We start from the raw sequence: 15,594 nt of genomic DNA on the forward strand, positions 1-15,594 counted from the left end.
GGGTTCGCTACGGTGGTCCTGCACAATAACCCGAGCTTATCGGGTGATAAATTTATTCATCTGGGCAAACGTTTGCTGTGCCCCTAGAGTATCCGCATTATCCTTGTGCCGGAGTGGTTATGTCCAGCAATGCTCAAGTCCGCCGTCGCGCCGTGCAGGCCGCGCGCGGTGAATCCCCGTTTGATCTGCTGCTGATCGATGCGCAGATCATCGATATGGCCACGGGCGAAATTCGCCCCGCTGACGTCGGTATCGTCGGCGAGATGATCGCCAGCGTCCACCCGCGCGGCAGTCGCGAAGACGCCCATGAAGTGCGTTCCCTGGCCGGTGGCTACCTGTCCCCCGGCCTGATGGACACCCACGTGCACCTCGAAAGCTCGCACCTGCCACCGGAGCGCTATGCGGAAATCGTCCTCACCCAGGGCACCACCGCGGTGTTCTGGGATCCGCATGAGCTGGCCAACGTCCTCGGCGTCGCTGGCGTGCGCTATGCGGTGGACGCCAGCCGCCATCTGCCGCTGCAGGTGATGGTCGCCGCGCCGTCCAGCGTTCCCTCCACGCCGGGTCTCGAAATGTCCGGCGCCGATTTTGCCGGCGCGGAGATGGAGACCATGCTCGGCTGGCCGGAAGTGCGCGGCGTGGCGGAGGTGATGGATATGCACGGCGTGCTGCACGGTAGCGAGCGGATGCAGGAGATTGTCCAGGCCGGTCTCAACAGCGGCAAACTGATTGAAGGCCACGCCCGCGGCCTGAGCGGCGCTGACCTGCAGGCCTACCTCGCCGCCGGCGTCACCTCCGATCACGAACTTACCTCGGCGGACGACGCGCTGGAAAAACTGCGCGCCGGGCTGACGATCGAGATCCGCGGCTCGCACCCCTATCTGCTGCCAGATATCGTCGCGGCGTTAAAAACGCTGCCGCACCTCTCCTCGCAGATCACCGTCTGCACCGATGACGTGCCGCCGGATATGCTGCTGGAGAAAGGCGGCATCATCGCCCTGCTTAACCTGCTGATCGAGCACGGTTTACCGGCGGTCGATGCGCTGCGATTCGCCACCCTCAACGCCGCTATTCGCCTGCAGCGCCACGATCTCGGGCTGATTGCCGCCGGGCGGCGCGCCGATCTGGTGGTGTTTGATTCCCTGGAGAAACTGGTGGCCCGCGAAGTCTACATAGGCGGTAAGCTGCTGGCCCGCGCGGGCAACCTGCTGACACCGATCGCGCCCGCCGCGGGCGTCACGCCGCCGCGCGATACTTTGCAGATCGCCCCCCTCCGCGCCGATGACTTTATTCTGCGCGTCCAGGGCATTCGTCACGGCATCGCCCGCCTGCGCCATATCCGCGGCGCGCGCTTCACCCAGTGGGGCGAAGTGGAAGTGCAGGTTCGTGACGGGATAGTCCAGCTGCCCGCCGGCTTCAGTCTGATCTGGGTCAAGCACCGCCACGGCCGCCATCAGGCGACGCCGCAAATCGCCCTGCTTGAAGGCTGGGGTGAGCTGCGCGGCGCCATCGCCACCAGCTACTCCCACGACTCGCATAATCTGGTGGTGCTCGGGCGCGACGCTAATGATATGGCGCTGGCGGCCAACCAGCTTATCGCCTCCGGCGGCGGGATGGCGCTGGCGCAACAGGGCGAGATCCTCGCCCATGTGGCGATGCCGATTGCCGGCATGCTGTCGGATCTCCCGGCCGCGGAACTGGCGCGTCAGTTCCGCGAGCTGCGCGATCTGAGCAGCCAAGTCGCCGACTGGGAGCCGCCGTACCGGGTCTTCAAGGCCATTGAAGGCACCTGCCTTGCCTGTAACGCCGGGCCGCATTTAACCGATTTGGGTCTGACCGACGGCGGCAGCCGCCAGATAGTCGACCCGTTGATAGCCTGCCGGGAGATCCCGGAGCCAACCGATCACAACAATAATCCTCAGGGAGCCTGAGCATGGCCGATAACACACTTCACTCTTCCGCCCGCGCTAACTGGCTGGAGCGCCGCTTTGCGCTGCGCTCGCGCGGCGGCACGCTACGCACCGAATGCCTGGCCGGGATCACCGGCTTTCTCGCCGCCGCCTATTTACTGGTGGTTATCCCGGGGCTGCTGGCGATCGGCGGGATGGATAAAGGCGCCGCCACCACCGGCACCATTCTGGTCTTCGTCGTCGGCTCGCTGCTGATGGCGTTTTATGCCAACCTGCCGTTTATCGTCGGCCCGGGCATTGGCGGCTCGGTGCTGGTGGGGGTGACGCTGGCCGGTAGCGAAGGGATTGGCTGGCAGACTGGCCTCGGAATTGCCTGCTGGTCGGGGATCCTCTTCTTCCTGCTGACCCGCTTTGGCCTGCGCGAAGTGGTCACCCGCTCGGTGCCGCAGTCGATCAAGCTGGGATTGACGGCCTCCATCGGCCTGTTTGTCGCCGTCCTCGGTTTTCGCAATGCCGGGCTGGTGCTGGCCAATGCGAAAACCAACGCCCTGATGCTCGGCGACTTTCTCGCCCCCGGCGCGCTGGTGGCGCTGTGCGGCCTGTTCCTGGCGATAGCCCTGCAGGCGCGTAAGGTACCGGGCGCCATTTTGTGGGCTATTTTGTGCGCCACGCTGGTGGGTATCCCGTTCGGCGTGACTAAACTGCCGACGCATTTTATCGATGCCCCCCACTCGCTGGCGCCGGTGCTGGGACAGGTTGACCTGCTGGGGGCGTTAAACATCGCCTTCCTGCCGTTCCTGTTCGTCTTTTTCGCATCTGAGTTTTTCTCCACCATGGGGACAACGCTGGCGGTGGGCGGCGAGGCGGGTCTGCTGGATGAAGAAGGCAACATGCCGCAGATTAATCGCCCGTTCATGGTCGATTCGATTGCCGCCGCGCTCGGCCCGTGGGTGGGCATTCCGGCGGCGACGGCGCTGATTGAATCTTCGGCGGCAGCGGAAGCGGGCGGCAAAACCGGCCTCACCGCGCTGTCAGCGGCGGTAATGTTCCTGCTGATGTTGCTGTTCACGCCGGTGGCGTTAATGATCCCGAAAGAAGCCACCGCCCCGGCGCTGATCCTGATTGGCCTGAACATGTTCAGCGGCCTGCGCAAAGTGGATCTTGCCAACTTCACCGACGGGCTGCCGGTGCTGATGATGGTGATGATCACCCTTATCGCCAACAGCTTTGGCACCGGGATTGCCGGCGGGCTGCTGTTTTACATTGTGATCAAGGCTATCGCCGGTAAGTGGCGGGAGATCCCGATTGGCCTGTGGGTATTGGCCGTCCCGCTGGTGTATTACTTCGCGACCTTAGTCAGGCATTAAGCCCTTCACAATGTGATTTCACCTCTTCATATAACAAACGCACCGCGGCAGAGAGCTGTTTGCGGTGCGGACAAATCAGATTCAACGGCACTACATCCCCCTGATAACGCGGCAGCAGGCGCCGCAGGCGCCCCGCCCGCAGATCGTCGCTGACGTCGAGCATCGATTTATAGGCAATGCCCTCCCCGGCGATCGCCAGCCGACGGATCACCTCGGCGTCGTCGCTCATCACCGTGCCGGAAACCTTCTGCTGCTGAACCACGCCGTCGAGGCTCAGCGACCAGCGGTCGAACGGACGGCCGCGCAAAATGTAGATCAACGCATTGTGCTGGCTGAGTTCCTCGAGGGTCTGCGGTTCGCCATGGCGGGCGATCCACTCAGGCGAGGCCACCAGCACCCGACGATTTTCCGGCGCCACCGGCAGCGAGATAAACGAGGCATCGTCGTTATTGCCATAGCGAAACGCAACGTCCACCGGATCTTTAAACACGTCGGTCAGCTGATCGGAAAAGAGCAGCCGCAGGCGCAGCGCCGGGTGGCGTTGGCGGAAATCGCGGAACAGGGTCAGGAGCAGGTTACGCCCGAGGTCCGACGGCACGGCAATCTGCAACATGCCGCGAACTTCATCATCCGGGGTCTGGATCTTCTGCAGACCGGCCTCGAGGGTATCGAGCATCTGGGTGGCGTAGGGCAGCCAGGTCTCCCCCTCCGGCGTCAGGCGCAGGCTGCGGGTCGAACGGGCAAACAGGCGAATATTGAGGATCGTCTCCAGACGCTTAATTGCCGCGCTGACCTGCGCCGGCTGCTGCCCGGCCTCGCGCGCCGCGTCGCTAAAACTGCCCAGCGCCGCGGCGCGGACAAATAAGGTCAGATCTTCCAGCCTGAACATGCTGATTCTCCCCTGCTTCAGATTGCTCCCAAAATACGCATCACCGTCGCTGCAACGCAAGCGGCACAAGACTTGCGCCGCGTTTTGCTTACACTTTTTAAAAATCCAGTGCTTGCCATTTCAGCAACGCATCAGGAATGATACGAGGCTGCTATTTTGAGTCCAGGTAATATTGAGGAAACTATGCGTAAAACAAAAATGATGCTTCTGGGCGTACTTCTTGCCACCGCTGGCGCCAACTGGACGGCTACTGCCGCGGGGATCGATCAGTATGCGCTGAAAGAATTCACCGCCGATTTCACCCAGTTTCACATCGGCGACACCGTTCCGGCGATGTACCTCACCCCGGAATACAACATTAAACAGTGGCAGCAGCGTAACCTGCCTGCGCCGGACGCCGGCAGCCACTGGACCTATATGGGCGGTAACTACGTGCTGATTACCGATACCGAAGGCAAAATCCTCAAAGTGTATGATGGCGAGATCTTCTACCATCGTTGATCCGCGCAATCTCCACGTCCGCCCCGGCGAGCCAGCGGACTCTCCGGCGCTGCGCCAGATCTTCCTGCGGGCGCGCAGTTTATCGTGGACCTGGCTTCCCGCCGCGGCGTGGCGGCTGGAAGATTTCGATGCCGCCACCGCGGATGAACAGCTGTGAGTCGCGGAATGCGACGGCCAGCCGGTGGGCTTTGCCGCCGTATGGACCGCCGATAATTTCCTTCACCATCTGTTTGTCGACCCCGACTGGCAGGGCAAACATATCGGCAGCGCGCTGCTGGCGCAGGTCGAACGGACCTTTACCGCCAGCGGAACGCTGAAGTGCCTGATGGAAAATAAAAACGCCCTGCGCTTCTACCAGCGTCATGGCTGGACCATCGAAGCACAGGGCGCGTCGCCCAAGGGCAGATACTGGCTGATGCGCTCGCCGCGGCCTTAAAAGGCGCGGAAGGCAATCTCACCCGGGATCACTTCTCCCTGCCAGTACATCTGGGCCGCCACCCGGCCCGCCAGCTGGCGGTAGATGTCGGTAAATTCGCTGTCCGGACGCGCCACCACCGTCGGCGTGCCGTTATCCAGATCTTCCCGCAGCGTAATATGCAGCGGCAGCTGGCCCAGCAGCTGGGTGTGGTATTTCTCGGCCAGTTTTTGCGCACCGCCGGTGCCGAAGATAGGCTCGTGGTGCCCGCAGTTGCTGCAGATATGCATGCTCATGTTTTCCACGATCCCCAGCACCGGCACTTCCACTTTCTCGAACATCACGATGCCTTTTTTGGCGTCGATCAGCGCGATGTCCTGCGGCGTGGTGACCACCACCGCGCCGGTCACCGGAATGTTCTGCGCCAGGGTCAGCTGGATGTCGCCGGTGCCCGGCGGCATATCCAGCACCAGGTAATCAAGATCCGGCCACAGCGTCTCCTGCAGCATCTGCATCAGCGCCTTGCTGGCCATCGGCCCACGCCAGACCATGGCGTTGTCGTCGGTCACCAGGTAGCCGATGGAGTTGGTTGCCAGACCATATTTCATGATCGGCGCCATATGAGTGCCGTCCGGCGAGGTCGGGCGGCTGTCTTCCGCACCCAGCATGGTCGGAATCGACGGACCATAGATATCGGCATCCAGAATGCCCACCTTCGCCCCTTCCGCCGCCAGGGCCAGCGCCAGGTTTACGGCAGTAGAAGATTTACCGACGCCGCCTTTGCCGGAGCTGATGGCGATAATGTTTTTCACGCCGTTGACCCCGGGCTGGTTTTTCACCCGCTTGAGGGTCGCGATGCTGTGGGTCAGCTTCCAGTCGATGGCCTTCGCGCCGGTGATGCGCAGCAGTTCGGCACTGCACTGCTCTTTCAGCGCTTCGAAAGCGCTGCTCCAGACGAACGGCATTTGCAGTTCAATATGGACGGTATCGTCCAGCCAGGCGACATGGTGCAGCGCCTTAAGGGCGGTGAGATTATGCTTCAGGGTTGGGTGCTGGAAATTGGCCAGCGTCCCGGCGACCATCGCACGTAGGCGCTCAGGGGATTTGGCCTGGGATTGCGAATTCATCCCGACTCCTTTGTTGTTTTGAGATGCTTTCAGTAATCACAGAGTTTATCACAGGTAACGATTATCCATATATGGGCAGCCATTTATGGCGCACCCACAGCCCTTTTGGTAATATCGGAAGCCCTTTTTACAACAGAAGATGTAATGCTCACTATGACTCAAGTCGCGAAGAAAATTCTGGTAACGTGCGCCCTGCCGTACGCCAACGGCTCCATCCACCTCGGCCACATGCTGGAGCACATCCAGGCTGATGTCTGGGTCCGTTACCAGCGAATGCGCGGCCACGAGGTCAACTTCATCTGCGCCGACGACNCCCACGGCACGCCGATCATGCTCAAAGCGCAGCAGCTCGGTATCACACCGGAGCAGATGATTGGCGAAATGAGTCAGGAGCATCAGACCGATTTCGCCGGCTTCGACATCAGCTATGATAACTATCACTCGACGCACAGCGACGAGAACCGCGAGCTGTCGGAGCTTATCTACACCCGCCTGAAAGAGAACGGTTTTATTAAAAACCGCACCATCTCTCAGCTCTACGATCCGGAAAAAGGCATGTTCCTGCCGGACCGTTTTGTGAAAGGCACCTGTCCGAAGTGCAAATCTCCGGACCAGTATGGCGATAACTGCGAAGTGTGCGGCGCGACCTACAGCCCTACCGAGCTTATCGACCCGAAATCGGTGGTCTCCGGCGCCACGCCGGTGATGCGTGACTCCGAGCACTTTTTCTTCGACCTGCCGTCGTTCAGCGAAATGCTGCAGGCGTGGACCCGCAGCGGCGCGCTGCAGGAGCAGGTCGCGAACAAGATGCAGGAGTGGTTCGAATCCGGCCTGCAGCAGTGGGACATCTCCCGCGATGCGCCGTACTTCGGCTTCGAAATTCCCAACGCGCCGGGCAAATATTTCTACGTCTGGCTGGACGCGCCGATCGGCTACATGGGCTCCTTCAAGAACCTGTGCGACAAGCGCGGCGACACCACCAGCTTCGACGAATACTGGAAGAAAGATTCTACGGCCGAGCTGTATCACTTTATCGGCAAAGACATTGTCTACTTCCACAGCCTGTTCTGGCCGGCGATGCTGGAAGGCAGCAACTTCCGTAAGCCGACTAACCTGTTCGTGCACGGCTACGTGACGGTTAACGGCGCCAAGATGTCCAAGTCGCGCGGCACCTTTATCAAGGCCAGCACCTGGTTAAATCATTTCGATGCCGACAGCCTGCGCTACTACTACACCGCCAAGCTCTCTTCACGCATCGATGACATCGACCTGAACCTGGAAGATTTCGTGCAGCGCGTGAACGCCGACATCGTCAACAAGGTGGTTAACCTCGCCTCACGCAACGCCGGCTTTATCAGCAAGCGTTTCGACGGCGTGCTGGCCGCTGAGCTGGCCGACCCGGCGCTGTACAAAACCTTCACCGACGCGGCGGAAAGCATCGGCGAAGCGTGGGACAGCCGCGAGTTCGGTAAGGCCATCCGCGAAATCATGGCCCTCGCCGACGTGGCCAACCGCTATGTCGATGAGCAGGCGCCGTGGGTGGTGGCGAAACAGGAAGGCCGCGACGCCGACCTGCAGGCCATCTGCACTATGGGCCTGAATATGTTCCGCGTGCTGATGACCTGGCTGAAGCCGGTCCTGCCGCAGTTGGCCGCGCGTGCGGAGGCATTCCTCAACAGCGAACTGAGCTGGGACGCCATTCAGCAGCCGCTGCTGGCGCATAAGGTGAATCCGTTCAAGGCGCTGTACAACCGCATCGAGATGAAACAGGTGGAAGCCCTGGTGGAAGCCTCTAAAGAAGAGGTGAAAGCCACCGCGGGGCCGGTCATCGGTCCGCTGGCGGACGATCCGATTCAGGAGACCATCACCTTTGACGATTTCGCCAAAGTCGATCTGCGCGTGGCGCTGATTGAAAACGCGGAATTCGTCGAGGGCTCCGACAAGCTGCTGCGCCTGACGCTGGATCTCGGCGGCGAAAAACGCAATGTCTTCTCCGGCATCCGCTCCGCTTACCCGGATCCGCAGCCGCTGATTGGTCGCCTGACGGTGATGGTCGCCAACCTGGCGCCGCGCAAAATGCGCTTCGGCATCTCCGAGGGCATGGTGATGGCCGCCGGCCCTGGCGGGAAGGATATCTTCCTGTTAAGCCCTGACGACGGCGCCAAGCCGGGTCAGCAGGTGAAATAGCAAAAAAGCCGGAGAGTATCTCCGGCTTTTTTTTGCCCGGCGGCGCTATGCTAGCACGCGCCCGGGGGCAGTCGTTGTAGGCCGGGTCAGGCGAAGCCGCCACCCGGCAAAAAATCATGCCTTCGGGTTATGCACCCGCTGGGTCAGTCCGCGCAGGAAATTGCGCAGAAACTGGTCGCCGCACTCGCGGTAGTTTTTGTGGTCAGGCGAGCGCATCATGGCGGTGATCTCCGGCACCGACACCCGGTATTTCTGCTCGCTCATAATCGCCTGGATATCGTCCGTTTTCAGCGAGAAGGCGATCCGCAGCTTTTTCAGCACCGTGTTGTTATTCACCCGACGCTCCAGCGCCAGCTCCGGGGCCGAATCATCTTTGCCGCGCTTGTCATAGATAAGGCCGTTAAGGAAACCCGACAGGATAATGTCCGGGCAGCGAACAAAGCCCTCTTCATCCTCTTTCGTCGTCCAGGTGTCGAAACTGGCGGCGGTGGATTCCATAGCGGAGAGCGCGAGAATGCGCACCATATCGTTATTATTGACTTTCAGGGTGTAGCGCAGGCTACGAAGAATATCATTACTGAGCATGAGGGCCTTTTACTGTCGATGATGCAATGGGGCGCAGTGTACCAGCTTTACAGGCCAATCGCCTCTTTCAGGCTTTTTAAATAGCGTCGGCTCACCGGCACCGTTTGCCCGGCGCGCATCAGCAGCTCCGCCTGGCCATTCTCCTCCAGGCGAATCTCCTTCAGGTGCGCCATATTCACCAGATACTGGCGATGGCAGCGCAGCAACGGCGTGCGGCTCTCAAGGGTGCGCAGGGTCAGTTCGGTAAAGCCCTCCTTGCCCTCGCGGTCGGTCACGTAGATGCCGCTCATCCGGCTGCTGACGAAGGCCACATCCTCCATCTGCAGCAGCCAGATACGACTGTGGCCGGTACAGGGAATGTATTTCAGCGTCTGCTGAGCATCATCCAGCAGCGACACATCCTGCAGATTACGCTCCTGGCGCAGGCGGGCGAGGGTTTTCTCCAGCCGGGCAGCTTCAATCGGCTTCAGCAGATAGTCAAAGGCATGCTCCTCAAAGGCTTTCACCGCGTATTCATCAAAGGCGGTGAGAAACACGATATAGGGGCGGTGCTCCGGGTCGAGCATCCCGACCATCTCCAGACCGCTGATGCGCGGCATCTGGATGTCGAGAAACAGCACATCGGGACGCAGCTTATGCACCGCGCCAATGGCCTCCACCGCGTTGCCGCACTCGCCGACGATCTCGATATCGCGCTGTGTCTCCAGCAAAATGCGCAGGTTTTCCCGCGCCAGCGGCTCATCATCGACGATCAATACTCTCAGCATGCATTCTCCTCCAGGGGCAGACGTAGGGTGACACGGGTAAAGCGCTCCGGCTNGCAGGTGACGCTGATGCCGCAGTCGGCGCCAAAACGCGCCCGCAGCCGCCTGTCCACCAGATTCATCCCCAGCCCGCTGGCCTGGGGGTTGGCCCGGTACAGCCCGGCGTTATCTTCGATATCCAGCTGCAGCCAGCGATCGTCCTGGCTGGCGCGGATGGTAATTTCGCCGACGCCAAGATGTTGCGATGTACCATGCTTAATGGCGTTCTCCACGATCGGCTGCAGGGTAAAAGCCGGCAGCTGGTGATGCGCCAGCCCTTCCGGCACCGCCATCTGGATCTGCAGGTTAGCCTGAAAGCGAGCCTTCTCAATCTGCAGATAGGCGTTAACATGCTCGATCTCATCGGCAAGAGTGACAATTTCCGTCGGCCGTTTCAGGTTCTTGCGAAAGAAGGTCGACAGATACTGCACCAGCTGGCCGGCCTGATCGCTGTCGCGGCGGATCACCGCCTTCAGCGTGTTAAGCGCGTTAAACAGGAAGTGCGGGTTGACCTGGGCGTGCAGGAGCTTGATTTCGGATTGCGTCAGCAGCGCCTTCTGCCGCTCGTACTGTCCGGCGAGGATCTGCGCCGACAGCAGCTGGGCAATCCCCTCCCCGAGGGTGCGGTTGATCGAACTGAACAGGCGATTTTTCGCCTCATACAGTTTAATGGTGCCTATCACCCGTTGGTTCTCGCCGCGCAGGGGGATCACCAGCGTCGACCCCAGCTTACAGTGCGGATGAATCGAGCAGCGGTAAGGCACCTCGTTGCCGTCGGCGTAGACCACCTCCCCGGTCTCAATCGCCCGTTGCGTATACGAGGAGGAAATAGGCTTGCCCGGCAGATGGTGGTCGTCGCCGATGCCGGTAAACGCCAGCAGCTTGTCGCGATCGGTGATCGCCACCGCGCCGATGTCCAGCTCCTGGATCAGCACCTGGGCCACCTTCATGCTATTCTCTTCGTTGAATCCCTGACGCAGGATCCCCTCGGTGGACGCCGCCACCTTCAGCGCCGTGGCGGAAAAGGCGGAGGTGTACTTCTCAAACATCGCCCGTTTATCCAGCAGAATGCGCATAAACAGCGCCGCTCCGACGGTATTGGTGACCATCATCGGCGCGGCAATGCTCTGCACCAGATGCAGGGCGTCCTGGAACGGGCGGGCAATCAGCAGAATGATCATCATCTGCACCAGCTCGGCCACGAAGGTGATCGCCCCGGCGGTCAGCGGGCTAAAGACTTTGTCCGGCCGGCCGCGTTTTACCAGCACGCTGTGCACCAGACCGCCCAGCAGCCCCTCAACGATGGTGGAGACCATGCAGCTTAAGGCGGTCATTCCCCCCAGCGAGTAGCGGTGCAGGCCGCCGGTGAGCCCTACCAGCCCGCCGACCACCGGCCCGCCGAGCAGGCCGCCCATCACGGCGCCGATGGCGCGGGTGTTGGCGATGGAGTCTTCGATATGCAGACCGAAATAGGTCCCCATAATGCAGAAAATGGAGAAGGTGACGTAGCACAGCAGCTTGTGCGGCAGGCGAACGGTGACTTGCATCAGGGGGATAAACAGTCGGGTTTTGCTCATCAACCACGCGATGACCAAAAATACGCACATCTGCTGAAGCAGCAGCAACACCAGATCAAACTCGTACATACCCGCAAACCACACATGCCTGAAAGCGCGTACCATACCCTGCCTGGCGAAAACTTTCTTTGAAGCCCTGCATAAAAATGAAAAATGACGGCCAGGATCACACTTTTTTGCGGCGCGTTGCGCAGCAAACGCGGCAAAAAGCCCGGCGCGGCGCGCTAAACCGCAATTAATGTTTCATTAACACCTGCGCTTCACCGTATAATCCCCCTGTTAACATCAGGAGCCTATTATGAAGCCAGCGAAAATCGCGGTCGTCACTCTCTTCTTACTTATGGCCATCGGCGGGATCAGCGGCGTAATGCTGGCCGGCTATTCCTTTATTGTGCGTGGCGGTGTCGGCTGATCCAGCGGGTCAGACGCTCAAACGCGCGGTCGACGATAATCGCCGCCAGGGCCACCAGCAGCGCCCCCTGAACAATATAGGCGGTATTAAAGCCGCTCAGGCCGATGATGATCGGCGTCCCGAGCGTACTGGCCCCAACCGTCGAGGCAATGGTCGCGGTACCAATATTGACGATGACCGAGGTGCGGATCCCCGCCAGGATCACCGGGGCCGCCAGCGGTAGCTCCACCTTATACAGACGCTGCCAGCCGGTCATTCCCATCCCTTCAGCCACACCTGACACCCCCGGCGGTATCGAACCCAGCCCGGCCAGCGTCCCCTGCAGCACCGGCAGTATGCCATACAACGCGAGGGCTATCAGCGCCGGCAGCCAGCCAAAGCCCAGCACCGGCACCGCCATCGCCAGCACCGCCACCGGCGGAAAGGTCTGCCCGATAGCGGCGATGGTCTCCACCAGCGGACGAAACGCGCCGCCGGCGGGCCGGGTGACCGCCACCCCAGCCCCCAGCCCGATTGCCGTTGCCGCGAGGCTGGACGCCACCACCAGCCAGCCGTGATCGAGAGTGAGCGCCCAGAAGCTCTCCTGCTGGTAGACCGGCCGCGGCAGCTCCGGGAACAGCCGACTGAACAGCGGCGCGCTGTAGGGCAGCCCTGCCAGCAGGCCGATAAACAGCGCGATAAGCCACCACAGCGGCTCACGAAGCGCCTTCATGGCTCATCTCCTGACGCAGCAGATCGGCAAAATGCAGCGTACCGCAGGGCCTGCCTTCGGCATCGACCACCGGCAGCGTCTCGCAGCGCCGGGCGACAAACTGCGACAGCGCTTCCCGCAGGGTCATGGTGACGGTCAGCCCCTCGCCCGCCAGCCGTTCGTCGGGACGCAAATAGTCCCCTACCTCGCGCAGCGACAGCAGGCGCACGCCCAGCTCGCTGCGGCCAAAAAAGGTCTGTACAAAGCTATTTTTCGGTCGCAGGAGCATCTCCAGCGGCGCCCCCTGCTGGACCACCTCGCCCCCGTCCATCAGCACCAGGTGGTCCGCCAGACGCAGCGCTTCGTCAATATCATGGGTCACCAGCACAATCGTCCGTCCCAGCAGACGGTGGATGCGCAGCATCTCCTGCTGCAGCGCCTCGCGGGTCACCGGGTCGAGGGCGCCGAAGGGCTCATCCATCAACAGCACCTCCGGATCTGCCGCCAGCGCCCGCGCCACCCCCACCCGCTGCTGCTGGCCGCCGGAGAGCTGATGCGGGTAACGGTCGCGCAGCGTCGCCTCCAGCCCCAGCAGCGCCATCAGCTCGTCGATCCGGTCGGCGATCCTTGCCCGCGGCCATCTTTGCAACTGCGGCACGGTGGCGATATTCTGCGCCACCGTCCAGTGGGGAAACAGGCCGATGGACTGGATGGCATAGCCCATCCGCCGCCGCAGGGTCAGGACCGGCTGCTGGCGAATGTCCTCGCCGGCAAAGCGAATGGTGCCCCGGTCCGGCTCCAGCAGACGGTTGATCATCTTCAGCGTCGTCGACTTGCCCGAGCCGGAAGTCCCCACCAGCACCGAGAAAGCGCCTTCGCGCAGCTCCAGGGTCAGGTCCTTCACCGCCGGGTGGCCGGCAAACACTTTGCTGACCCCTTGAAATTCAATCATTGGCCTCTCCTTTTAGCCAGGCGCCCCACAGGGCGAACAGGGCATCCAGCACCACCGCCAGGGCAATGGTCGGCACCACGCCCAGCAGCACCAGATCCAGCGCACTGCTCAGCAGCCCCTGAAAAACCAGCGCGCCAAAGCCGCCGGCGCCGATCAGCGCGGCCACTACCGCCATGCCGACGGTTTGCACGCTGACCACCCGCAGGCTGCGCAGCAGTACCGGCATCGCCAGCGGAAGCTGCACCTGACGAAAGCGCTGCCCGGCGCTCATGCCCATTGCCGTCGCGCTTTCCAGGGCATCCTGCGGCACCTGCTGCAGGCCGGTCACCACCCCGCGCACCAGCGGCAGCAGCGCATAGAGAGTGAGAGCGATCAGGGCTGGCGCCACGCCGGTCCCGGAGACGCCCAGCTCGCCCAGCGTCGGGAAATAACGCGCCAGACCGGCAAGCGGCGCAATCAGCAGGCCAAAAAGCGCTACCGACGGAATAGTCTGGATCACATTGAGCGCGGTGAAAGCCGGCGCCTGCCAGCGCGGACGCCGCCACAGCCATACCCCCAGCGGCAGGCCAATCAGCAGGCCCGGCAGAAGGGTGCCGAACAGCAGAAGCAGATGCTGGCGCAGGGCGTCATCAAATACCTCCTGACGGTTGGCATACTCCTTCAGCAAGGAGAGCTGATCGAGCGCCCCGATAGCGAGCAGGATGATCGGCAACAGCCAGACTTGCGCATTGAGCAGCCAGCGCCAGAGCGGCCGGACGGTAAGATGACGGATGGCCTCGCTGGCCAGCAGCAGACAAAGCGCCAGCGACAGCCACAGGCCGCTGCCGGGCGAGGTGCGCGCCAGCGGCGAGCCGTGGCGGGAGAGCTCAAGCGCCGCCTGGCCGCTGCCCCAGATAAGCAGCGGGAAGATCAGTTCGGCCAGCAGCAGGTGGAGAAACGGCACGATCCTGCCCGGCAGCCAGCAGAGCAGCATCCCGGCAAGAGCCGCTGCCAGCTGAACGCCGGCGAGCCAGGGCAGCGCCTGCCACAGCCCGCGCCCTTCCCCGGAGAGTAAGCGATTCGGCGCATAAGTGACAAACGGCAGCGCCAGCGTAACCAGCAGCAGACCTGTCAGCAGCAGGCCGACGCGGTGAGTACAGCGAATGGTCACCGGTGGATTACTTCAGCAGGCCTTTCTGCTGCAGATAATCTGCCGCCACGCGCTTCGCATCCTGGCCCTCCACCGCAATGCGGGCATTCAGCTGCTGCAGCGTTTTTTCATCGAGGCTGGCGAAGACCGGCTGCAGCCAGTCGGCAATCTGCGGGTAGGCCTTGAGCACCGCCTCGCGCACCACCGGCGTCGGGGCATATATCGGCTGCACGCCCTGCGGGTCGCTCAGCGTCTGTAACCCCAGGGCCGCCACCGGGCCATCGGTGCCGTAGGCCATCGCCGCGTTAACGCCGGAGGTCTGTTGCGCCGCCGCTTTGATGGTCACCGCCGTATCGCCCCCGGCCAGCGACAGCAGCTGGTTCTGGTTGAGGTTGAAGCCATACGCTTTTTCAAACGCCGGCAGCGCGTCCGGGCGCTCAATAAATTCCGCCGAAGCCGCCAGCTTAAATTCGCCGCCCTGCTTCAGGTAGCGACTGAGGTCGGCCAGCGAGGTCAGCTTATTTTTCTCCGCCAGGTCCTGGCGCACGGCGATAGTCCAGGTGTTGTTGGCCGGCGCCGGGGTGAGCCATACCAGCTGATGTTTCTCCTGATCGAGGCGCTTCACCTTCTCATAGCCCTGTTGGGCATTCTTCCACGCCGGGTCGTTTTCATCTTTGAAGAAGAAGGCGCCATTGCCGGTATATTCCGGGTAGATATCCAGCTCGCCGGCGACAATCGCCCCGCGCACCACCGGCGTGGTGCCGAGCTGGATTTTATTAATCGTTTTTACGCCGTGGCTTTCCAGCACCTGCTGGATCATATTGCCCAGCAGCGCGCCTTCGGTATCAANTTTCGAGCCGACCTTCACCGGCTCCGCCGCCTGCAGCGGTAAACTTATCAGGGCGGCCAGCGCCAGCGCGCCGGACCATGTCGTTGCCATCTTCATCCCGCATCCCTCAGTTCTTTTGCGCTTCGCTTACAGAAGCTTAAGAGAAAAGCGTAGCCCATTTGCCAGCGATGCGAAAAAGAAAAGGCCGATTAATCGGCCT

At 61.8% G+C, this 15,594-nt stretch carries 14 protein-coding genes and 1 pseudogene; 6 read left to right on the forward strand and 9 right to left on the reverse strand.

The features are described 5' to 3' along the window. Window positions 1-119: 119 nt before the first annotated feature. Both VZP09_RS12900 and VZP09_RS12905 read left to right on the forward strand, forming a co-directional pair. A complete protein-coding gene (locus tag VZP09_RS12900; protein ID WP_032415250.1) occupies window positions 120-1,931 on the forward strand; it encodes an adenine deaminase in 1,812 nt (603 codons plus the stop codon). 2 nt (window positions 1,932-1,933) lie between these two features. Further along, window positions 1,934-3,277 carry an NCS2 family permease gene (locus VZP09_RS12905; protein WP_002912743.1) on the forward strand — a complete coding sequence of 448 codons (1,344 nt, stop codon included), beginning with the start codon at window positions 1,934-1,936 and terminating at the stop codon, window positions 3,275-3,277. Here the strand turns inward: VZP09_RS12905 and VZP09_RS12910 are convergent. Next, window positions 3,267-4,166, reverse strand: coding sequence for a LysR family transcriptional regulator (locus tag VZP09_RS12910; RefSeq protein ID WP_004149074.1), 900 nt, complete (start codon window positions 4,164-4,166; stop codon window positions 3,267-3,269). The genes VZP09_RS12905 and VZP09_RS12910 overlap by 11 nt on opposite strands. Before the next feature lie 183 nt (window positions 4,167-4,349). On the opposite strand from VZP09_RS12910, the gene VZP09_RS12915 reads away from it, so the two are divergent. Further along, window positions 4,350-4,667 (forward strand): RcnB family protein, encoded by a 318-nt coding sequence (locus VZP09_RS12915; RefSeq protein ID WP_032104243.1) that lies wholly within the window; start codon window positions 4,350-4,352, stop codon window positions 4,665-4,667. Beyond that, a pseudogene (locus tag VZP09_RS12920) lies at window positions 4,639-5,103 on the forward strand (GNAT family N-acetyltransferase). The gene VZP09_RS12915 and the pseudogene VZP09_RS12920 overlap by 29 nt, the downstream one beginning before the upstream one ends. Here the strand turns inward: VZP09_RS12920 and apbC are convergent. Next, window positions 5,100-6,209 (reverse strand): iron-sulfur cluster carrier protein ApbC, encoded by a 1,110-nt coding sequence (gene apbC / locus VZP09_RS12925; protein WP_328795194.1) that lies wholly within the window; start codon window positions 6,207-6,209, stop codon window positions 5,100-5,102. The pseudogene VZP09_RS12920 and the gene apbC sit on opposite strands and share 4 nt — an antisense overlap. Window positions 6,210-6,362: 153 nt before the next feature. Here apbC and metG point away from each other — a divergent pair, with 153 nt between their 5' ends. Further along, complete coding sequence (gene metG, locus VZP09_RS12930; RefSeq protein ID WP_328795490.1) at window positions 6,363-8,396, forward strand: methionine--tRNA ligase; 2,034 nt, start codon at window positions 6,363-6,365, stop codon at window positions 8,394-8,396. A gap of 114 nt (window positions 8,397-8,510) precedes the next feature. Here metG and VZP09_RS12935 read toward each other — a convergent pair whose 3' ends face one another. The 3 genes from VZP09_RS12935 to VZP09_RS12945 are packed head-to-tail and all read right to left on the reverse strand — an operon-like array spanning window position 8,511 to window position 11,430. Beyond that, window positions 8,511-8,981 carry a DUF1456 family protein gene (locus tag VZP09_RS12935; protein WP_002912756.1) on the reverse strand — a complete coding sequence of 157 codons (471 nt, stop codon included), beginning with the start codon at window positions 8,979-8,981 and terminating at the stop codon, window positions 8,511-8,513. 47 nt (window positions 8,982-9,028) lie between these two features. Further along, a complete protein-coding gene (gene btsR, locus VZP09_RS12940; RefSeq protein WP_004144215.1) occupies window positions 9,029-9,748 on the reverse strand; it encodes a two-component system response regulator BtsR in 720 nt (239 codons plus the stop codon). Further along, window positions 9,742-11,430 carry a sensor histidine kinase gene (locus tag VZP09_RS12945; protein ID WP_328795195.1) on the reverse strand — a complete coding sequence of 563 codons (1,689 nt, stop codon included), beginning with the start codon at window positions 11,428-11,430 and terminating at the stop codon, window positions 9,742-9,744. The genes btsR and VZP09_RS12945 overlap by 7 nt, the downstream gene beginning before the upstream one ends. A gap of 229 nt (window positions 11,431-11,659) precedes the next feature. On the opposite strand from VZP09_RS12945, the gene VZP09_RS12950 reads away from it, so the two are divergent. Next, window positions 11,660-11,773 (forward strand): protein YohO, encoded by a 114-nt coding sequence (locus VZP09_RS12950; protein ID WP_002912762.1) that lies wholly within the window; start codon window positions 11,660-11,662, stop codon window positions 11,771-11,773. On the opposite strand, the gene VZP09_RS12955 is transcribed toward VZP09_RS12950, so the two are convergent. Genes VZP09_RS12955 through osmF form a run of 4 tightly spaced genes read right to left on the reverse strand, consistent with a single transcriptional unit; the run spans window position 11,748 to window position 15,491 of the window. Next, a complete protein-coding gene (locus tag VZP09_RS12955; protein ID WP_004180609.1) occupies window positions 11,748-12,485 on the reverse strand; it encodes an ABC transporter permease in 738 nt (245 codons plus the stop codon). The genes VZP09_RS12950 and VZP09_RS12955 overlap by 26 nt on opposite strands. Further along, window positions 12,469-13,416 (reverse strand): ABC transporter ATP-binding protein, encoded by a 948-nt coding sequence (locus VZP09_RS12960; protein WP_004149083.1) that lies wholly within the window; start codon window positions 13,414-13,416, stop codon window positions 12,469-12,471. The genes VZP09_RS12955 and VZP09_RS12960 overlap by 17 nt, the downstream gene beginning before the upstream one ends. Continuing rightward, a complete protein-coding gene (locus VZP09_RS12965; protein ID WP_104457069.1) occupies window positions 13,409-14,566 on the reverse strand; it encodes an ABC transporter permease in 1,158 nt (385 codons plus the stop codon). Before VZP09_RS12965 ends, VZP09_RS12960 begins: the two co-directional genes overlap by 8 nt. Before the next feature lie 7 nt (window positions 14,567-14,573). After that, window positions 14,574-15,491: a glycine betaine ABC transporter substrate-binding protein OsmF gene (gene osmF, locus VZP09_RS12970; RefSeq protein ID WP_328795196.1), complete on the reverse strand. Its 918-nt coding sequence runs from the start codon at window positions 15,489-15,491 to the stop codon at window positions 14,574-14,576. Window positions 15,492-15,594 lie beyond the last annotated feature (103 nt).

Source organism: Klebsiella sp. EMBS2024 (assembly GCF_036233805.1).
GTDB classification, from domain to species: Bacteria; Pseudomonadota; Gammaproteobacteria; order Enterobacterales; family Enterobacteriaceae; genus Klebsiella; species Klebsiella pneumoniae.